Here is an 18,027-nt window from a genome sequence, read left to right on the forward strand (position 1 = left end):
ATTACAGAATGGGTGAAAATAAAATGATTCGAAGGCTTTCGCCCGGTCGACTGGTCGCAGCGACCCATAACAAGGGTAAGGTCTCCGAGCTTAAGGATTTGTTCGAGCCGCTAGGATTTGATGTCGTCTCCGCCATCGAACTGGACCTTCCTGAGCCGGAAGAGACCGAAGCCACCTTTGCCGGAAATGCGATCCTGAAGGCGCGTGCGGCTGCTGAAGCCACCGGCGCACCGGCGCTTTCCGACGATTCCGGGCTCGCCGTGACAGCTTTGGGCGGCGCGCCGGGTATCTATTCTGCTCGCTGGGCAGGTGAGCCGCGCGACTTCGGAAAGGCGATGGAGAAAGTGCAGCGGGAGCTGGATGAGATTGGCGCAACGGACCGGTCAGCCAAGTTTGTCTGCGCGTTGGCCGTTGTATGGCCTGATGGTCATGCGGAAGTCTATGAGGGCGAAGTGCATGGTGAATTGACCTGGCCGCCGCGCGGGGACAAGGGCTTTGGATATGATCCGGTCTTTGTGGCCAAGGGCGAAACCATCACGTTCGGTGAAATGGATCCGGACCGGAAGCATGCCATGAGCCATCGTGCAAATGCCGTTGCCAAGCTGAAGGCGGCTTTGCTGGCATGAGCGAGGGGGCGCCCCCTTTCGGTCCAGAATATGGATTTGGAATCTACATTCATTGGCCGTACTGTGCGAAAGTCTGTCCCTACTGCGACTTTAATGTGTACGCAGCCAAGGATCGAGATCCGACCTCTTTGTTGGAAGCGATCAAGAAAGACCTTCAGATCCATCGGCCCAGACTGCCTGAGCATGGCCGGGCGGGCAGTCTCTACTTCGGGGGAGGGACGCCTTCCCTGTTGAAGCCGACTGAAATCGCCGGATTGGTGCGCGCGGCTGAAGAGAGTTTCGGGCTGGAGGCGGATGCCGAGATCACGCTGGAGGCAAATCCTAACGACATCCTGCGGATGGATTTGCAGGGTGTGAAGGCTGCCGGGGTTAACCGGCTCTCTCTTGGGGTCCAGTCACTTCGCGATGATGCGCTTGCATTTCTGGGGCGTGACCATCATGGCAGTGCGGCGCGCATTGCCATGAGCCGCGCTTTGGATGTGTTTCCAAATACATCCGTTGATTTGATTTATGCGCGACCTGGACAGTTGGCGGAGGAGTGGCAATCAGAACTCAGTGATGTTCTCGCTTTCGGTGCACCGCATATTTCCTTGTACGAACTCACCATTGAGGAGCGTACGGCCTTTGGAAAAGCGGCGGCGCGTGGCGAGCTGTTGCCAATGGAAGATGATGATCAGGCGGACCTTTATGAACTTACACAGGAAATCCTGACCTCTGCGGGTCTGCCGGGCTATGAGGTTTCAAACCATGCACGAGCGGAGGAGTTCCGGTCACGGCACAATATGACATATTGGAATGGAGGCGACTGGATTGGCGTGGGGCCAGGGGCGCATGGGCGGCTCAGTGTTGGCGGGAACCGCTACGCATCCGAGGCTGAGCGCCGACCGGAGGCCTATATCGCAAATGTGCAGGCACTTGCTTCCGGATGGTCTGACGCATCAAAACTGTACCCGCTGGACAACGCTCGTGAATTGCTCGCTATGGGATTGCGTTCCGAGATGGGAATTGACCGGACCCGGATCGAGACGGTCTCGGGCCGCGCGCTGCCACAGAACAAGATTGATGTCTTTGTCGAAGAGGGATGGATGCGCGAAGAAGGCGCGCGCATCGCCCTGACGCCGAAGGGACGCCTGCTGGCTGATGCGCTTACAGCAGAGCTATCCCCCTGAGGGCAATTTGGGTGGGAAGCGGCCCATGCGCTCTTCCCAATGCCGCCGACACAAGGAGAGATAGGTCGCTTTTGCGATGCTGACTTGTTCTCCCTCGGTCAAGGCTTCCCCATCAGGGCCGAGCCGGATGACCATTGTCGCCTTGCGTCCGCACTCGCAGATTGTCCGGATTTCCCGCAAGGAATCGGCGATGGCAAGCAGCGCCGCAGAGCCTTCGAACAACTCCCCCTGAAAATCTGTCCGCAGGCCATAGGCCAGGACGGGCAGGTTCAGATGATCCGCTGCCCTGGCCAATTGCCAGACCTGCTCCTTGGACAGGAACTGTGCTTCATCGACAAACACGGCGCTGAGGGCGTGGGTGTCGAGTTCATCCGCGATTAGGCCAAAAATGTCAGTGTCCTTATCATACAGGACTGCGTCAGCTCCGATGCCGATGCGAGACGAGATGTGCCCGTCCTCATCATCCTTGTAGAGCGCAGATGTCAGGAGCAGGACTTCCATTCCTCGCTCCCGATAATTGTAGGCTGCTTGCAGCAGGATCGTCGACTTGCCCGCATTCATGGCGGCATAGGAAAAGTAGAGCTTTGCCATCAGAGCTATTCCAGCGCTTTGGCAATACCTTCGCGGCGCGGATCTGCCCCGCCCTCAAGGCCATCTTCGCGGACGATGATCACGTGAAGGCCGGAGTTTTCTCCTTCGCGCTCTTCAACATTGTAGCCGAGTTCCCGCAGCGCATCCGCGGCCTCCATACCGCCGGGGCGGTCAATTTCCACGCCAACCGTGTCACCGCGCGCGATGATGTTCGGCAGGTCGATCGCTTCCTGGGCTGACTTTCCCCACTCCAGCACACCGACCAGTGTCTTCGATACATACGCCACAATGGAGTTCCCCCCAGGTGACCCGGTGACCATGAACAAGTCTCCTGCCGGATCAAAGACGAGCGTTGGCGACATGGAACTGCGCGGGCGTTTTTTCGGGCCGGGGGCGTTGGCGACAGGTTTGGTGCCCTTGGCGGGCTGCCGAGAGAAATCGGTCAGTTCATTGTTCAGCATGAAGCCTTTCACCATAATAGAGGAGCCAAACGCAGCCTCGACTGTCGCCGTCATGGAAACCGCATTTCCGTCCGCATCCACAATCGAGATATGCGTGGTGCCCGGACCATGTTCTGTTGCATCTTCACCCCATAGCGGGCGGACAGGATCCCGGCCGAGCGCGAGGCCAGGGTCGCCCGGATGGGTCGTCGCGTCGGGTGCAAATGCTTCCTTGGCGCGCACACGCAGATAGGCTGGATTGATCAAGTCCGTTGCCGGAACGGTGACAAAATCAGAATCGGCGACATAGTGGTCGCGGTCTGCATAGGCGAGGCGCTGGGCGTCAATGAAGGCCTTGAGGTAATTCTCTTCCGTCATATCGGCTTCTTCGGTTGGCTCCAGAAGGTCATAGAGTCCCATGATCATGTTTTGCGTCACGCCGCCGGAAGAGGGGGGCGGTGCAGAGCAAATCCGATAGCCGTCAGCGCGGTCACCGCAGAGTGCTGGGCGGATCTTCACGCTGTAGTCGGCAAGGTCTTCAAGGTTCATGGCGCCGGGATTGGCGTCACTGTTCACAGCGTCCACAATCGCTTGCGCGATTTCGCCCTCGTAGAAGGCGGATGGGCCGGATTCCGCAATTGCTGACAGCGTGGCGGCATAGTCCGGATTGGTGCGGATGAAGCCAACCGGCAGGGGCTCGCCATTCGGATAGAAATAATCTGCCGATGCGGGCAGGTCGTCCAGTCTCACAGCACCCCGCAGACGTGGATTCGCCAGAAGGCCGGCAAGGCGCGGCGAGACCTCGAACCCATCTTCCGCCAGTTTGATGGCGGGCTGGAACAGAGTTGCCCAATCAAGCTTGCCTGCAGCCTCATGCGAGGTTTTGTAGAGGGCGATCTGGCCGGGAACGCCGACAGCTTTCCCGGATTGCCACGCTTCGAGGAAACCGAGCGGCTTGCCACCCTTCATGAAATGGTTCGGCGTCGTGGAGGCGGGCGCAACTTCGCGTCCATCGAACACGGTGATCTCATCGGCGTCGCGATCATAATAGACCATGAAGGCGCCGCCGCCGATGCCTGAGCTTTGAGGCTCCACCAGGCCTAGAACGGCATGCACCGCAATTGCGGCGTCGATCGCGCTGCCGCCCTGACGCAGCATTTCAAGGCCAGCCTCCACGGCGCGGGGATCTGCTGCGGCGACCATCGCGCCCTTCGTCCAGGCGTCGACCTCTGCTTCGGTAGCAATCGCGTCCGTTTCCGACGTTGCCGTTTGCTGAGCTGCATCTGCGGCGCGACGGGCTTCTTCAGTCGCGTTGAATGGGCGGTCGTCCCCGGGTGCGCAGCTGGCGAGCGCCATGCAGGTGAGAAGGATCGGCAAACGTCTCATAAGGTGCCCCTTTGGCTTGGCGAGTGTTGCGGCTGACCTTATGAAACATGGCTCACAAGGGAAAGGCAGGGCGACAGCTTATGGCAAAACCAGGCGCAAGAAACACCATCACTGACGTGCCCGGCTTCAAGGTCGGTCAGACCGAAGACGCGAAAGTGCGCACCGGAGTCAGTGTCATCGTGCCGGACGCGCCAGCCATCGCGGCCGTTGCCGTGTCCGGTGGAGGGCCCGGCACGCGCGAGACGGACCTCTTGTCTGCGGGCATGCTGGTGGATGGAATCGACGCCATCTGTCTGTCTGGCGGCAGCGCCTTTGGGCTCGCTGCAGCGGATGGCGTTGCGTCGGGATTGAAGCAGGAGGGGCGGGGCTTTGCGCTCGTACCGCTAACGGGTGTGCCGCGCACGCCGATCGTGCCCGCGGCTATCTTGTACGACTTGGCGAATGGGGGCGACAAATCCTGGGGAGATGTTTCCCCCTACGCCGCGTTGGGACTGGAAGCCTATAGAGCGCGTGGGCTGGGCGTTGAGCTTGGTCAGGCAGGCGCTGGCTTTGGCGCCAAGGCAGGCGCATTTGCAGGAGGCACAGGCTCTGCCAGCATCGTGACACATGACGGCATTACGGTCGGCGCGTTGGCAGGCGTGAACTGTTTTGGGTCAGTCTTCATGCCCGGCACGGACGCCTATTGGGCCTGGCCCTACGAGATTGATGGGGAGTTCGGCGGCAAGCGACCACCTGAAGACTATGCTGCCGATGCAGAGGATTGGGGCGCTGCGAAGGCCAACCCTGCACTTGGGCAGAATACGACCATTGCCTGTATTGCAACAGATGTGGCGCTGACGGCCAGCGAAGCGAAGCGCGTGGCGCAGATGGCCCTGTCCGGCTTCTCACGGGCCATTCGGCCTGTGTTTGCGCCGTTTGATGGCGATGCGCTGTTTGTCATGTCATCTGCAAAGGTGGAATCGGGTGAAGAGCGCGCGATTCTTGTCGCACGAATTGGCGAATTGGCGGCGTCAACACTGTCGCGTGCCATCGCCAGAGGCGTGTATGAGGCCAATCGCTGACTGTATCGTGTGAAGCAGGTGGCGAGATTTTGTCGTCATTTGTCGCGCAATGTCTATTGGCCGCATGAGGCCTCAGATGGGGCACTGCACAGGAATGACAGTTGGATGGCAAACAGGCTTGCATCCCCCGATTCCTCGCTGTATGTGTCCGCCTTCAATAAAGGCAGGCACCCGTAGCTCAGCTGGATAGAGCACCAGACTACGAATCTGGGGGTCGGGCGTTCGAATCGCTCCGGGTGTGCCATTATTCTTTTCCACGCACTTCGAAACTTTCATTTCCGGTTTTTCCGGGCGGTCGGGTTGACCCTGTTCGCGCGGGCGTTGAACAATGAGAGCGCATTCAGTTTAAGTGTGGGGACTCTTATGCGTTCGTTTTTTGTCGCGGCTGGAATGGCCGTGGTCGCCAGCCTGTTGCCAGCCGCCCATGCGCAGGACATTCCAATGGCCGGATGGACGGTCAAAGTCTCCCCCAACAGCGTTTATCTCACACGGCCTGACCTGCCGGGGATCAATATCGGCATCGTCAGCGATGTCCGGCCGGACCTGACACAGCAAGAGAAGTTTGAATATGTGAAAGGCTTTTTCGCCGGGCGGGCCGCGTGTCCATCCCTGGCGAGCGCGGAGACTGTAACTTCGTTTGCAGGCTTTTCCGCGAAGAGTGGCGGACCTGTTGCCCGGTGCACCCTCATCTCAATGGGGCATTGGGAGGAGGGCGGACTGCAAAGTGCGCTGATCCTCGATGAGCTTGTGGAGGAGAACAAGATTTTGGGCGGCGTGCCGGCCGGCCCAACGGCGATGAGTGTAACCGCGCTGTCCGAAAAGATTCAGCAGGAGGTCACGGAGTATCTGATGGGTCGCTATCAGGTCGCCGAAGCGGGCATGACGGCCGATCAGGTGCGGGCCGCCATGAGCGCGCAGGGGCTGGCAAAGCGTGTTTCGCCGGACCGCAAGCCGGTCGGCATGGTGCGCATGATCGACAGCGGCGGCTTCGACTCGGTCAGCTTTGCGGGCAAGGAAGAAACCCAGACCCTGTTGCTGTTCGCGAAACGTCCGCAAGACTCTGCGGCGAGCGCCATCACCTGCATGAATTGGGACGCAGCACTGTTTGACCCTTACTATTATGAGTCGCCATGGAAGGTCGCGCTCGGATGCGACCGGTACTTCTGGCGCGGCTCCGTCGATGACTTGGATTTGAAAGACCTCGACGCTCGCATGGACTGGTCCGGCGCGTCCCTCAAGTTGGGAAAATTCACCTTCAGGAAGGCCGAGACATACCGGAAATTCGCGAGAGGCGCGGCGCTGGACGTGCGGGTCGGCATCGGCCGTTCTCATTTCGACGATGTGCTGGCCGGCAATCGCTCGCTTTCTGAAATGCAGCCCCGGGACATCCTTTTCCTGCCGGATGGTCGGTTCATGGCTGGGCACGTGCGCGCATCATCTCTAGCAGGTGGTGGCACAGAGGGGCCCGTTGCGGGACAATACTATTTCGATGGTCATGTTGTGACCCTGCTGCTGGACAGCGGTGAGGTTGTGTACGGACATGCCGGCTGGTTCCCCGGAGCGGGGTCTTCGGACCTCGACCACAAGGCCGTCGTGAACATCAATGGCTGGGTCTATACCAGCTATTGCCGGGACGAGTGGGACAATTGCTGAGCGATCCGCGACCGCGGTCTCAGAGTCCGGCGGCGTCGCCCTGGTTCATGCTGCGATATTCGTCCCGCATGCCGATATAGAGACTGAGGCAGCAGGTCAGCAGGATCAATGTAAAGGGCAGGGCAGCGGTGATCGTGCCAGCCTGAAGTGACTGAAGAACATCCGTCCCGCCGCCATACAACAGGGCAGACGCGGTCAACCCAATCAGGCACGCCCAGAAGACGCGTTGCCGCCGGGGAGAATCCGTCTTGCCTCCGCTGGTAATCGTGTCGACGACGAGTGCCCCGGAATCTGCAGATGTCACGATGAACACGACCAGTAGCATGATGGCTGCCGTTGAAGTGATCGCGGACGCCGGCAGGTCAGCCAGCATCTGGAACAGGACGAGAGAAGCGCTGCTCATCCCTTCGCCAAGCTCTCCAGTGCCGGATTTGAACTGGGCGATGGCTGTCTTGCCGAAGGCTGTGAACCAGATAACGCCGATTGTTACCGGAGCGAACAGCACAACCGCGAAGTATTCGCGGACAGTGCGCCCTTTCGAAATACGGGCAATGAACATGCCGACAAAAGGTGACCAGGAAATCCACCACGCCCAATAAAAGATCGTCCAGTCATGGAACCAGGCGATGTCCGGCCTGCGTACCCAATTCGTCAAGGCGGGCATGTCTGTGATGTAGGCCAGGAGGTTCTGACCCATGCCTGTGAAGATCAGGATGGTCGGGCCGGCAATGATCACAAAGATGAGCAGGGCGAAGGCGATTCCCATATTGATGTTGCTGAGCAGTTTGACGCCGCCATCAAGCCCTCGAAGAACAGACAGGACAGCCAGACCGGTCATCGCCACGATCAGCAGGATCTGGATGTACACGTTGGGTTCAAAACCGAGCAAATAGCCGAGCCCGCTTGCAGCTTGGGTCGCGCCAATGCCGATTGTTGTGGCCAGCCCGAACACGGTTGAGACGACAGCAAAGAGGTCGATGATGTGCCCCGGCCAGCCCCAGACATGCTCTCCCAAAATGGGATAGAAAGCCGACCGGATGCTGAGGGGGAGGCCTTTGTTGTGCGCGAAGAAGCCGAGCGACAGGCCGACGATCGCATAGATGCACCAAGGCGCCAGGCCCCAATGGAAGATGGTGGCGCTGTAGGCAAGGCGTTCGGCCTCGGCCGTAAGCGGCTCGGCATTGAGCGGCATGCCGTACCAGTCGGTGTAATAGGCTAGCGGCTCGGCTGCGCCGTAGAACATGAAGCCGACGCCCACTCCGGCGGCAAACAGCATCGCGACCCAGGAAACGATCGAAAAGTCCGGTGTCGCCGAGGGGCCGCCAAGGCGGATTTTGCCCAGCGGACTGATGGTCAATGCGATGCAGAAGCCGAACACCAGCACCGCCGTCAGGGCGAAGAGCCAGTCCGCGCTTTGAAGGGTCCAGGTCTTGGCGGCGGTCAGGTATTGAGATGACACCGTCGGAAACAGAAGCGTCAGCCCGGAAAACAGGATGATGAGGCCCGCACTGAGAAAGAAGACGGGGTTGTGGATATCCAATCCGGCGACTTCGATATTGTCCTGCCCGATTTCATAGTCCGTTTCGTAAACGAAAAGCGCCTCTTCATCTTCCTGGATGAGGTCGGCGGGCGTGTCGGAAGTATCTGTGTCCATGTCTGGCTTGTGCCGCAAATCCGTAGATTATCAAAGCATCGATGTGAGGAAAATGTCTCGCCTAGACAACGAAGTGCGCCATTGATGCAACACTTGTGAGGCGATTCCCATCCTTTGCAGGCGAATAGCTGGGCAAAACCTTTCTATCATCGAAATAAACCTGTACCTCGGACGCATCGAGCAGCCATTTGTTCCGAGCTGCGCCTGCTTTTGGCGCGCCATGGCTGGAGACGACCCAAAGGGAATACATATGAAGAAGCTAAAGTACGGAGCCTCGCTGTTTGCGATGGCCAGTCTGGTCGCGCCAGTTGCACTGGCACAGGATGCACCAGCTGAAGCTACCAGCGCCAAACGCCTGCAGACGGTGACCATCACCGCGACGAAGCGGACAGAAAGCGCGCAGGATGTGCCGGTTGCTGTAACTGCGCTCGGTGAGCAGCAGCTCAAGGAACTCGGCGTCAAGAATTTCTCCGACTATCTGGTTCAGCTGCCAGGGGTGACGGCAGGTGGGTCCGGCCCCGGCCAGAACACGATCTATATCCGCGGTCTGGCTTCGACCACGCCGAATTTGACGGTTGCCGGTGTGGCTGGCCTTGCGCCGAACGTCAGCTTCTATCTCGACGAGCAGCCGCTGGCCCAGCCGGGTCGTAACCTGGATGTCTACGCAGCTGATATCGAACGCGTTGAGGTTCTGTCCGGTCCGCAAGGCACGCTATTCGGCTCCAGCTCCCAGGCTGGTACAGTTCGCATGATCACGAACAAGCCTTCGCTGAGCGGTTTTGATGCCGGGTTCAATGCGTCGACGTCTTTCACCGATGGCGGTGAGATGAGCAACAGTGTTGAAGCGATGGTCAACGTTCCGGTCAGCGACAAGCTTGCGCTGCGCGGCGTCATCTATACGGACACTCAGGGCGGCTTCATCGACAATGTCGGCGGCACATTGTCTGTTCGTGACTCGGCCCGTTTCCGCGCTGAAGGTACGGTCCGCGACAATGGTGTGCCAGTGAATGCCAACCGCGAAGGCTTCCAGGCTGGTGCTGATCTGTCGGGTGTTACCTTCGTCGACGCCAACAACGGCAACATCGTCGAGAATGACATCAACGATGTTACCTATCAGGGCTTCCGTCTCAGCGGTCTCTACGAGATCAACGAAGACTGGGATTTGCTGATCACGCACGCCCAGCAGCAGATCGAGGCCGATGGCGTTTTCGCCGCCGACCCGGATCTGGACGATTATGACATCGTTCGCTTCACGCCAGAGAACATTGAGGACAAGTTCCACAACACGTCCTGGACGCTGGAAGGCCGCCTCGGTGCGTTGGAAGCTCTGTACACCGGTGCGTATACTGACCGGACGACGGACCAGACAGTTGACTATTCCGACTACCTCTTTGTCGGTCAGTACCTGCCTTACTATATCTGTGACTACTCGGTCACTTATCCGGCAGGCGCACCGACCGGCACGTGCTATGCGCCGAACCTGTTCGTGAATTCGCACAGCGAAACCAAGGTTCAGACGCACGAGCTGCGTTTCAACACGCCAAGCGAGCATCGCTGGCGCGCGACCTTTGGGGCCTTCTACAGCGACCTTGAGCTGGCTGAGCGCAATGACTTTGTCTATCCGGGGTCCACACAGGTGGCCTATACGGATGGTTCGATCGGCTTTGCGCCGAACTATCCTCTGACCCAGACGGACGTGACCGGCGAGATCGGAAGCGCGTCTCCGGGCTATTACAGCGTCGCCGGACCGTTCCCGGAAGGCGTGATCTTCCGTAACGACGTGCTGCGGACCGACCAGCAAATTGGTCTGTTTGGTGAGACGACGTTCGACCTGACCGACCAGTTCGCCGTCACGGTTGGGGCTCGCTATTATGATGTTGAAGTTGACCTTGAAGGCAGCGCCAACTCGTCCTTCTTCAACCTGTTTGCTGACACCGATCAGCAAGTGTTCGGTACGAACATTTCGGCCATCTACGGTCCGAATGGCCCCGCCGATGCGCCAGACAAGGCCGCGACGGATGGCATGATCTACAAGATGACCGGCGAGTGGACGCCGACAGATGATGTCATGTTCTACGCGACCTATTCCGAAGGCTTCCGCGCAGGCCTGCTCAACCGTCCGGGCGGTGCATCCGGTCCGGGTGGCTACACGGTTCCATATGCGGTCGATACGGATGAAGTGAAAAATTACGAACTGGGCTGGAAAACAGAACTGTTCGACAATTCGCTTCGCTTCAATGGTTCCGCCTTCTTCGTCGACATTGAGGGCCTGCAGACCACGATCTTTGATCCGTCTATCGTGAACCTGTTCTTCTCGGACAATGCGGCGAATGCTGAAATTCAGGGTCTCGAAGGCGACTTCACCTGGGCGCCGGCCTCTGTCGATGGTTTGACCGTTGCGGGCGCATTCTCGCTGCTCGATACGGAGATCACCGAAGTCCTCGTGCCGACAGATGATGTTCAGGAAGGTTCCGACCTTGCGTTTGCGCCAGCCTATCAAGGCAATCTGCGTGTGCGTTATGAGTGGGACCTTGAGCAAGAAGTCGCGGGTCAGCGCCTGACGGCGCATGTGATGCCACAGGTTGTTTTCTCGGATGATTCTGTCAGCGACGTGATCGAGATCAACAAGATGGAGCTTGATGGCTATGTCACGCTTGGCGGTACGCTTGGCGTCACGGGCGACAATTGGGGCGCGGAGATCTTCGCCACCAATCTGACGAACGAATATGCCGAGCTTAGCGGCAGCTTTGTCTACGACCGTGAGCGCATCACGCCGATGCGTCCGCGCACGATCGGCATCCGTGTGTCTTACGACTACTAAGACCGGCGCCAATTTGGTACCAAAGCAGCGCCCTGACACGTTCAGGGCGCTGTTTTCATTTTTGCGAGAGATACTTGCCACGCCATGACGACTACAGCTGATCCGGAAGCTTCCCTGAGAGATGCGCAAAAGGCCATACAGTCAGGAAATTTTGCTGCGGCGGCCGCGATTGCGGACGCAATTCTGGCAGAACACCCTGAACACAAGGATGCGCTTTACATGGCCGCTGTCAGCGCGCGGTATGTGGGGCGTCATGAGGATGCCGCTCAGCATCTGTCGGCGTTGAAATCAGTGTCGCCGGATTTCGGCCGGGCGTATCAGGAAGAGGGGCATCTGAAGCGCAAGCTTGGGGATATGGCGGGCGCGATCTCTGCCTTCGAGCGGGCGACGCGGTACAACCCCTCGCTTGTGGCAAGCTGGACAGCCCTTGCGGAGTTGTATGGGCAATCCGGAAATACAACAGCAGCGGTGAATGCACGCGCTCAAGCAGATCGTGTTCGAGCGTTGCCCCGTGAGTTGCTGGCAGTGACCAACCATATCCATGAGGGGCGCATCTTCCGCGCAGAAGAGATCGCGCGGGCCTTTCTTCAACGGAACCCGACCCATGTGGAGGGGATGCGTTTGCTTGCCGATATCGGGTCGAGACTGGGCGTGCAGGAAGATGCGGATTTTCTTCTTGAGAGCGCTGTTGGTCTTGATCCGGACAATATTCAGCTACGGCTCGACTATATTCAGGTGTTGCGGAAGCGTCAGAAGTTTTCCGAGGCGCTGGAGCAAGCCAAAACGCTGATGGCGCGCGACCCGGACAACCCTGTGTTCCAATCCCATTTTGCCATCGAAAGCATGCAGGCCGGTGACTATGAAACTGCGTTGGACCAGTTCGAGAAGGTCTTGCAAAAACTTCCTGACGATGCAGCAACGCTGGTGTCCCGTGGGCATGCGCTGAAGACATATGGCCGGACGGAGGATGCGATTGCGTCATATCGCGCCGCAAGGGATGTCGCGCCGGGGCAGGGGGATGCCTGGTATGGACTTGCCAATCTGAAGACGTACAAATTTGACGACGAAGAGCTGGCGAGGCTGCAGGCGCAATTCTCAGCACCTGACATTGATCATATGTCACGCATTCACATCGCCTTCGCGTTGGGCAAGGCCCAGGAAGATCGCGGAAATCATGATGCAGCGTTCGCCGCATATGCGCAGGGAAATGCGCTGAAGCATCAGACTGTTCGGTACACGACTGAACAGATGCATGAAGAGTTTGATGCGCAGAAGGCGATTTGTACGAAAGACCTGTTCGATGCCCAATCCGGAAAAGGCTGTGACGCGCCGGATCCGATCTTCATCCTGGGATTGCCGCGCGCGGGTTCAACGCTGATTGAGCAAATCCTTGCGTCCCATCCGGACGTAGATGGAACGCTGGAGCTGCCCAATATCCTGTCGCTGGCCCATCGGCTTCGCGGGCGCAAGCAGTTGACGGATCGGGAGCGGTATCCGCGCATACTGCATGAACTAGGCGCAGACGATCTTCAGGCGCTGGGCGAGGAGTATGTTGAAACTACGCGCATCCATCGTCAGGGAGCGGCCTTCTTTACTGACAAGATGCCGAACAATTTCCGCCATATTGGCCTGATCCATTTGATCCTGCCCAATGCGAAGATCATTGATGCGCGGCGACATCCGATGGATTGCTGCTGGTCCGGCTTCAAGCAACTTTTCGCGGAAGGACAGGAGTTTACCTACAGCCTGGAAGACATCGGGAATTATTATCGCGGCTATGTTGACCTGATGGCGCATTGGGAGCGCGTCCTGCCCGAAGGACGCATCTTGCGCGTTCAGCATGAAGACGTGCTCGACGATCTGGGGGGGCAGGTGCGGCGCATCCTCGACTATTGTGGGCTGCCTTTCGATCAGGCCTGTGTCGACTTTCACAAAACAGACCGCGCTGTGCGCACAGCCAGTTCAGAGCAGGTTCGCAAGCCCATTAACAAAAGCGGGGTTGAGCAGTGGCGGCCTTATGAGGCACATCTCGAGCCATTGAAAACGGCGCTGGGGCCTGCCCTGACGCACTATCGGGACTAGGCTGATGAGTACGCGATCTGATGATGCCCTGATTGCACTTCGAAAGATCCAGCGCATGACGGAGTTGGCGTCGAAACGGCTCGCCCAGACAGCCGGTTTGACTCCTTCGCAGATGACAGTGCTGCGTATGCTGGAAGAACAAGGCGAGCTCTCAGCAGGACACGTTGCAGAAATCACGCAATTGAAACACGCGACGATAACAAGCCTTGTGGACAAGCTGGAAGCGCGCGGACTGATTGCACGTCGTCGCTGTGATACTGATCGCCGGAAGGTCTGGCTCAGCCTGCTGCCAGCGGGCAAGACCGCGCTGTCTGTGGCACCAGACCCGTTGCACGAAACTTTTGCCACTCGCTTCGACAAATTGCCGGATTGGCAGCAATCCATGCTGGTTGCAGCGCTGGAGAGATCGGCACGCCTGCTCGATGCAGAGGAGCTTGATGCGGCGCCATTCCTTGATATCGGGGATCTTGGCTAGCAGCCGCATTATATGCAATTGCAAATCATTATCATTGATGCTAGAGCGCCCTCTCACCCGTTCCGGGGAGGCAAGTATTAAGAGGGCTACCAATGGCTGCGATGAGTCGGATCGTTTTCTCCTTTTCCCTTCTGGCGAGCGCCGGGCTGGCTGGTTGTGCGACAGCACCCGTGGCTGCAGAGACAGCACCGATGCCAGTCTCCGAGTTCGTCGCAGACACGCCGGATAGCCAGTTTCAGGCAGACCGCGAAGCCATCTTGTCCATGGCCGGAAACTTCAAGGTAAAGTTCGACTTCAACGAGACCGTGTCTTTCCCCGATGATTACTATCTGAAGCCGCGCAAGGTCTCTGGCGGTGATGAAGTTGTGCTGGTGGTCGAAGACCGCGGAGACTTCATCAGTCTGCAGCACATTCTCGTGGTGGGCGGTGAACACAAGATGGCCATCAAGCATTGGCGTCAGGATTGGCAGTATGAGCCAGCGCGTGTGCTGACCTTTGTCGGCGGCAACGCCTGGGAGTGGCGTGATGTGCCTGCAGAAGAGCGAGCCGGAACCTGGTCGCAAACCGTCTATCAGGTGGATGATGCCCCGCGCTATGGCGCAGTTGCGGCTTGGTCGCACGAGAATGGTGTCGCCGAATGGCAGCCTCCTCATGAATGGCGTCCATTGCCGCGCCGTGACATGACCACGCGCGATGACTATCACGCCATTAACGCCATGAACCGGCATGTCATCACGCCGTGGGGCTGGGTACATGAGCAAGACAACAGCAAAATCATACTGAGCGGTGATGCGCCTCAGATCCTGGCCCGTGAGATGGGGCTGAACACCTATCGCCGCGACGATGATTTCGAAACCGAGATCGCGACGGACTATTGGAGCGGCACCGCCGAATTCTGGGCTGGTGTGCGCGACCATTGGAGTCGAATCGAGGCGGAGAATGAGGCATTCGCGATCACCATCAAAGGCGAAACCGAGGCACTCTACATGCCGCTTCTCAGTCTCGCGGCCGAAGTGGCCGACGGCAGCAAGGACAATATGGAGGCGCAAGAAGAGGCCCGTAAGCTGATCAATAACTTTGTAACGAGCGATCTCGGAAGTCTGGAAGACCGACTTCGCCCGACCGGTCACTATTCAGAAGACGCCGAGTGATTGGTGCCAAGAGTTTTGATCAGATGCGCTGCTGATTGACTCGTCTCGAGAGCTTTTCAGGGCTCTCCTTTCGCTCTGAATACCTATCTACAAGATAGTCTGCGCGATCGCGTGTCAGCAGGATGAACTTCACGAGTTCCTCCATCACGTCGACGATCCGGTCATAATAGGGCGACGGCTTCATGCGGCCGTCGTCTTCAAACTCCAGAAAAGCCTTCGCGACCGAAGACTGGTTCGGGATCGTGATCAGGCGCATCCAGCGTCCAAGAATCCGCAACTGATTCACCGCATTGAAGCTCTGTGATCCGCCGCACACTTGCATGACGGCAAGCGTCTTTCCTTGCGTTGGCCTGACGCCTCCGAGCGAGAGGGGAATCCAGTCAATCTGTGTTTTCATGAGGCCGGACATCGCACCATGTCTCTCTGGTGAGCACCAGACCATGCCTTCGGACCACATCACAAGGTCCCTCAATTCCTGAACCTTGGGATGGGACTCATCGGCGCCATCCGCCAGGGGAAGGCCGGCTGGATCAAACGCACGCGTTTCGCAGCCAAGTTTCTGGAGGATGCGCGCAGCCTCCTCATTGGCAAGCCGGGAATAGCTCCGCTCGCGCAGAGATCCGTGCAACAGGAGGATGCGGGGCTTGTGATCACTCAGGGGCGGGGAAAGGAGCGCATCGCGGTCGACCTCCTGGAAGCTTGAGGCATCGAGGGCAGGCAAGGATCTATCAGATTTCATAAACGGCTTGGACCTTCGTGAGATGGGTGCGTTGCCGTGTATGTGGAGGCGCGTCATTAAATTTCAACAGATATTGAAATATCGGGGGCGCCACGCTTCAGGATGCAACCTCAAGCCAATTCCCCAACGAAGAAGCAGGAATGGCGCACCCAAGAGGATTCGAACCTCTGACCTCTGCCTTCGGAGGGCAGCGCTCTATCCAGCTGAGCTATGGGTGCGAGCCGAAGCCGGTGAATACGGCATGCACGGGCCGAGTGCAACGCCGGATTGCCGTTCTGGCCAAGCTTGGCGCTTGCGTACCGGAAGGATTGGGATAGGTCTGGATCAACGAGGATTTCAGGAGTGACATATGCGGAGTTTATCCACGGCAATGACTGGCGCCGCGCTCGCGCTGCTGCTCGGCGTTTCAGCCTGCGGTTCGGAAAAGAGCGCGCCAGATGCCCCTGTTCAGGACGAAGCGGCAGACCGCGCCGCTCAGCTGGAAGCTCAGAAAGCCGCCTATGCGGACGCGCTCGCGCAAGCGCAGGCATCCCGTGGGGCAGGGGAGCCCGCGCTCTGGACGCTCAGCGATGAGGATACGACGCTTCACATCTTCGGCACGGTTCATCTGTTGCGGCCGGGACTCGATTGGCGGAGTGATGCGCTGGACGCGGCTCTGACAGACGCTGACACCATCGTCTTCGAGGCAGATGTCACCAGCCAGGCCGCCGCGTCGGAGATGATGAAATTCATCTCGACCGAGGGCATGCTTGGCGGCGGGCAACAATTGTCGAACCTGCTCAGCGATCTGGAGAAAGCGGAGCTTCAAAAGGCGCTGGATCATGTCGGCCTGCCTTTGGGGGCGATTGAGCCGATGAAGCCCTGGTGGGCAGCGGTGAATCTGTCAGTGCTTCAGATCCAGAGCGAGGGATATGATCCCAACTCCGGGGTCGAAATGGTTATCGGCGCCGAGGCACGCGAAGCGGACAAGTCCTTCGAATATCTGGAAACGATTGATGAGCAACTTGGCCGGCTCGCCAACATGCCGACAGATGTTCAGGTCGATTTCCTGATCAGTTCGGCGGAATCCATCGAAGAGGGCGGCGACGTGCTGGACACGCTGGTTTCCGAATGGGTGGATGGCGATGTGAACGGGATCGGCCTTCTGATGTCCAACCCCGACATGATGGGATCGGATGAGGTCTATGACGCACTGCTCAAGGCGCGCAATGAAATCTGGGTCGGCAAGATCGAAGCGATGCTGGATGAACCGGGCACGAGCCTGATTGCCGTGGGCGCAGGTCATCTGGCCGGCGATGACAGCGTGATCAAGTTGCTTGAGGCGAAGGGCTACGAGGTGGAAGGCCCCTGAAGATCAGCTTTCGGCTGAGCGCCGCAAGGCGAGCAGGGCCTGATCCAGAATTTCCTGGCTTGCACAACAGACAATCTGGCCACCGAGCTTTGGCGGATTGCCGCGCCAATCAGTGGCGAGTCCGCCCGCGCCGCGCACAACGGGAATCAAGGCCGCGACATCCCATGCCTTCAGGCCACTTTCCGCGACAAGGTCAATTGTGCCTGCAGCGAGCCGGGCATAGGCATAGGCATCCAGACCGTAACGGCCGATGCGCGCGGTCGCGCGCAAATGCGTCCAGGCGCCTTCTTCGGCGGGTGTCAGGATGAACGGATCTGTCGTCGAGATAACAGCTTCGCGCAGATCCTTGCAGTCAGACACGCGGATCGGGGTTTGCTGGCCATCCTGTTCCAATGCCGCGCCGTCAGGCCATCCCAGATAGCGCTCATCCAGAACCGGCTGGTCAATCACGCCGATAATTGGCGTTCCGGATGCGTCACAGAGCGCGATCAGCGTGGTCCAGCTTGGCAGTCCCGCAACGAAGGCGCGGGTGCCGTCAATCGGGTCCAGCAACCAGGTAAAGCCGTTCTTTGACGGCTTTGCGGGGAATTCTTCTCCGGTGATGCCGTGGTCGGGTCTTTCCGCTTCGATCAGCGCGCGCATGGCCTCTTCGGCCGCGGTATCTGCTGCCGTGACAGGATCAAACGCGGATTGCGCCGCGCCCATCTTGTTGTCGACTGTATCCAGAGCGCGAAAATGCGGCCGGATCGCTGTCCAGGCCGCATCTGCGAGTCGCCTGGCAAAGGCGAGCTCATCTTCAAGGGAGAAGGTTTTTGTCATCGGAGCAGG

Annotated in this window: 14 protein-coding genes and 2 tRNA genes; 10 read left to right on the plus strand and 6 right to left on the minus strand. The window is 58.7% G+C overall.

What is annotated here, in order from left to right; translation table 11 throughout:
* Nucleotides 1–23: 23 nt before the first annotated feature.
* Nucleotides 24–626: an RdgB/HAM1 family non-canonical purine NTP pyrophosphatase gene (rdgB, locus tag HY36_RS14170; RefSeq protein WP_081806222.1), complete on the plus strand. Its 603-nt coding sequence runs from the start codon at nt 24–26 to the stop codon at nt 624–626.
* Entirely contained in the window at nt 623–1,795 is a 1,173-nt protein-coding gene (hemW, locus tag HY36_RS14175; protein ID WP_051602823.1) for a radical SAM family heme chaperone HemW, read from the plus strand. Before rdgB ends, hemW begins: the two co-directional genes overlap by 4 nt.
* On the opposite strand, the gene HY36_RS14180 is transcribed toward hemW, so the two are convergent.
* Nucleotides 1,784–2,386, minus strand: a complete 603-nt coding sequence (locus tag HY36_RS14180) for a thymidine kinase (protein ID WP_035554219.1) — start codon at nt 2,384–2,386, stop codon at nt 1,784–1,786. The two genes, hemW and HY36_RS14180, sit on opposite strands and share 12 nt — an antisense overlap.
* Nucleotides 2,387–2,391: 5 nt before the next feature.
* On the minus strand, nt 2,392–4,212 hold the full coding sequence (gene ggt / locus HY36_RS14185) for a gamma-glutamyltransferase (protein ID WP_035554221.1): 1,821 nt from the start codon (nt 4,210–4,212) through the stop codon (nt 2,392–2,394).
* A gap of 47 nt (nt 4,213–4,259) precedes the next feature.
* Here ggt and HY36_RS14190 point away from each other — a divergent pair, with 47 nt between their 5' ends.
* The 3 genes from HY36_RS14190 to HY36_RS14200 all read left to right on the plus strand — a co-directional run bounded on the left by HY36_RS14190 (nt 4,260) and on the right by HY36_RS14200 (nt 6,926).
* Nucleotides 4,260–5,273 (plus strand): P1 family peptidase, encoded by a 1,014-nt coding sequence (locus HY36_RS14190; protein WP_241764217.1) that lies wholly within the window; start codon nt 4,260–4,262, stop codon nt 5,271–5,273.
* Between the two features lie 167 nt (nt 5,274–5,440).
* A tRNA-Arg gene (locus tag HY36_RS14195) sits at nt 5,441–5,517 on the plus strand.
* Nucleotides 5,518–5,636: 119 nt separating this feature from the next.
* Nucleotides 5,637–6,926, plus strand: coding sequence for a hypothetical protein (locus HY36_RS14200; RefSeq protein ID WP_035554225.1), 1,290 nt, complete (start codon nt 5,637–5,639; stop codon nt 6,924–6,926).
* Between the two features lie 19 nt (nt 6,927–6,945).
* Here the strand turns inward: HY36_RS14200 and HY36_RS14205 are convergent, their stop codons facing one another.
* Nucleotides 6,946–8,580, minus strand: a complete 1,635-nt coding sequence (locus tag HY36_RS14205) for a BCCT family transporter (RefSeq protein WP_081806207.1) — start codon at nt 8,578–8,580, stop codon at nt 6,946–6,948.
* Nucleotides 8,581–8,830: 250 nt separating this feature from the next.
* Here HY36_RS14205 and HY36_RS14215 point away from each other — a divergent pair, with 250 nt between their 5' ends.
* From HY36_RS14215 to HY36_RS14230, 4 genes are all read left to right on the plus strand, one after another.
* On the plus strand, nt 8,831–11,401 hold the full coding sequence (locus HY36_RS14215) for a TonB-dependent receptor (protein WP_035554230.1): 2,571 nt from the start codon (nt 8,831–8,833) through the stop codon (nt 11,399–11,401).
* Between the two features lie 84 nt (nt 11,402–11,485).
* Complete coding sequence (locus HY36_RS14220) at nt 11,486–13,483, plus strand: tetratricopeptide repeat-containing sulfotransferase family protein (protein ID WP_035554232.1); 1,998 nt, start codon at nt 11,486–11,488, stop codon at nt 13,481–13,483.
* A gap of 4 nt (nt 13,484–13,487) precedes the next feature.
* On the plus strand, nt 13,488–13,958 hold the full coding sequence (locus tag HY36_RS14225; protein WP_035554234.1) for a MarR family winged helix-turn-helix transcriptional regulator: 471 nt from the start codon (nt 13,488–13,490) through the stop codon (nt 13,956–13,958).
* Between the two features lie 92 nt (nt 13,959–14,050).
* Nucleotides 14,051–15,109 carry a DUF6607 family protein gene (locus HY36_RS14230; RefSeq protein WP_155841946.1) on the plus strand — a complete coding sequence of 353 codons (1,059 nt, stop codon included), beginning with the start codon at nt 14,051–14,053 and terminating at the stop codon, nt 15,107–15,109.
* Between the two features lie 19 nt (nt 15,110–15,128).
* Here HY36_RS14230 and arsH read toward each other — a convergent pair whose 3' ends face one another.
* Both arsH and HY36_RS14240 read right to left on the minus strand, forming a co-directional pair.
* Nucleotides 15,129–15,848 carry an arsenical resistance protein ArsH gene (arsH, locus tag HY36_RS14235; RefSeq protein ID WP_035554236.1) on the minus strand — a complete coding sequence of 240 codons (720 nt, stop codon included), beginning with the start codon at nt 15,846–15,848 and terminating at the stop codon, nt 15,129–15,131.
* Between the two features lie 141 nt (nt 15,849–15,989).
* Nucleotides 15,990–16,066, minus strand: a tRNA-Arg gene (locus tag HY36_RS14240).
* A 131-nt stretch (nt 16,067–16,197) separates the two neighbouring features.
* Between HY36_RS14240 and HY36_RS14245 the strand changes: the two genes are divergently transcribed.
* Complete coding sequence (locus tag HY36_RS14245; RefSeq protein ID WP_081806208.1) at nt 16,198–17,199, plus strand: TraB/GumN family protein; 1,002 nt, start codon at nt 16,198–16,200, stop codon at nt 17,197–17,199.
* Between the two features lie 3 nt (nt 17,200–17,202).
* Here HY36_RS14245 and hisN read toward each other — a convergent pair whose 3' ends face one another.
* Nucleotides 17,203–18,018, minus strand: a complete 816-nt coding sequence (gene hisN / locus HY36_RS14250) for a histidinol-phosphatase (RefSeq protein ID WP_035554238.1) — start codon at nt 18,016–18,018, stop codon at nt 17,203–17,205.
* Nucleotides 18,019–18,027: the final 9 nt, after the last annotated feature.

The sequence above is a fragment of the Hyphomonas atlantica corrig. genome (assembly GCF_000682715.1).
Classification (GTDB): Bacteria; Pseudomonadota; Alphaproteobacteria; order Caulobacterales; family Hyphomonadaceae; genus Hyphomonas; species Hyphomonas atlantica.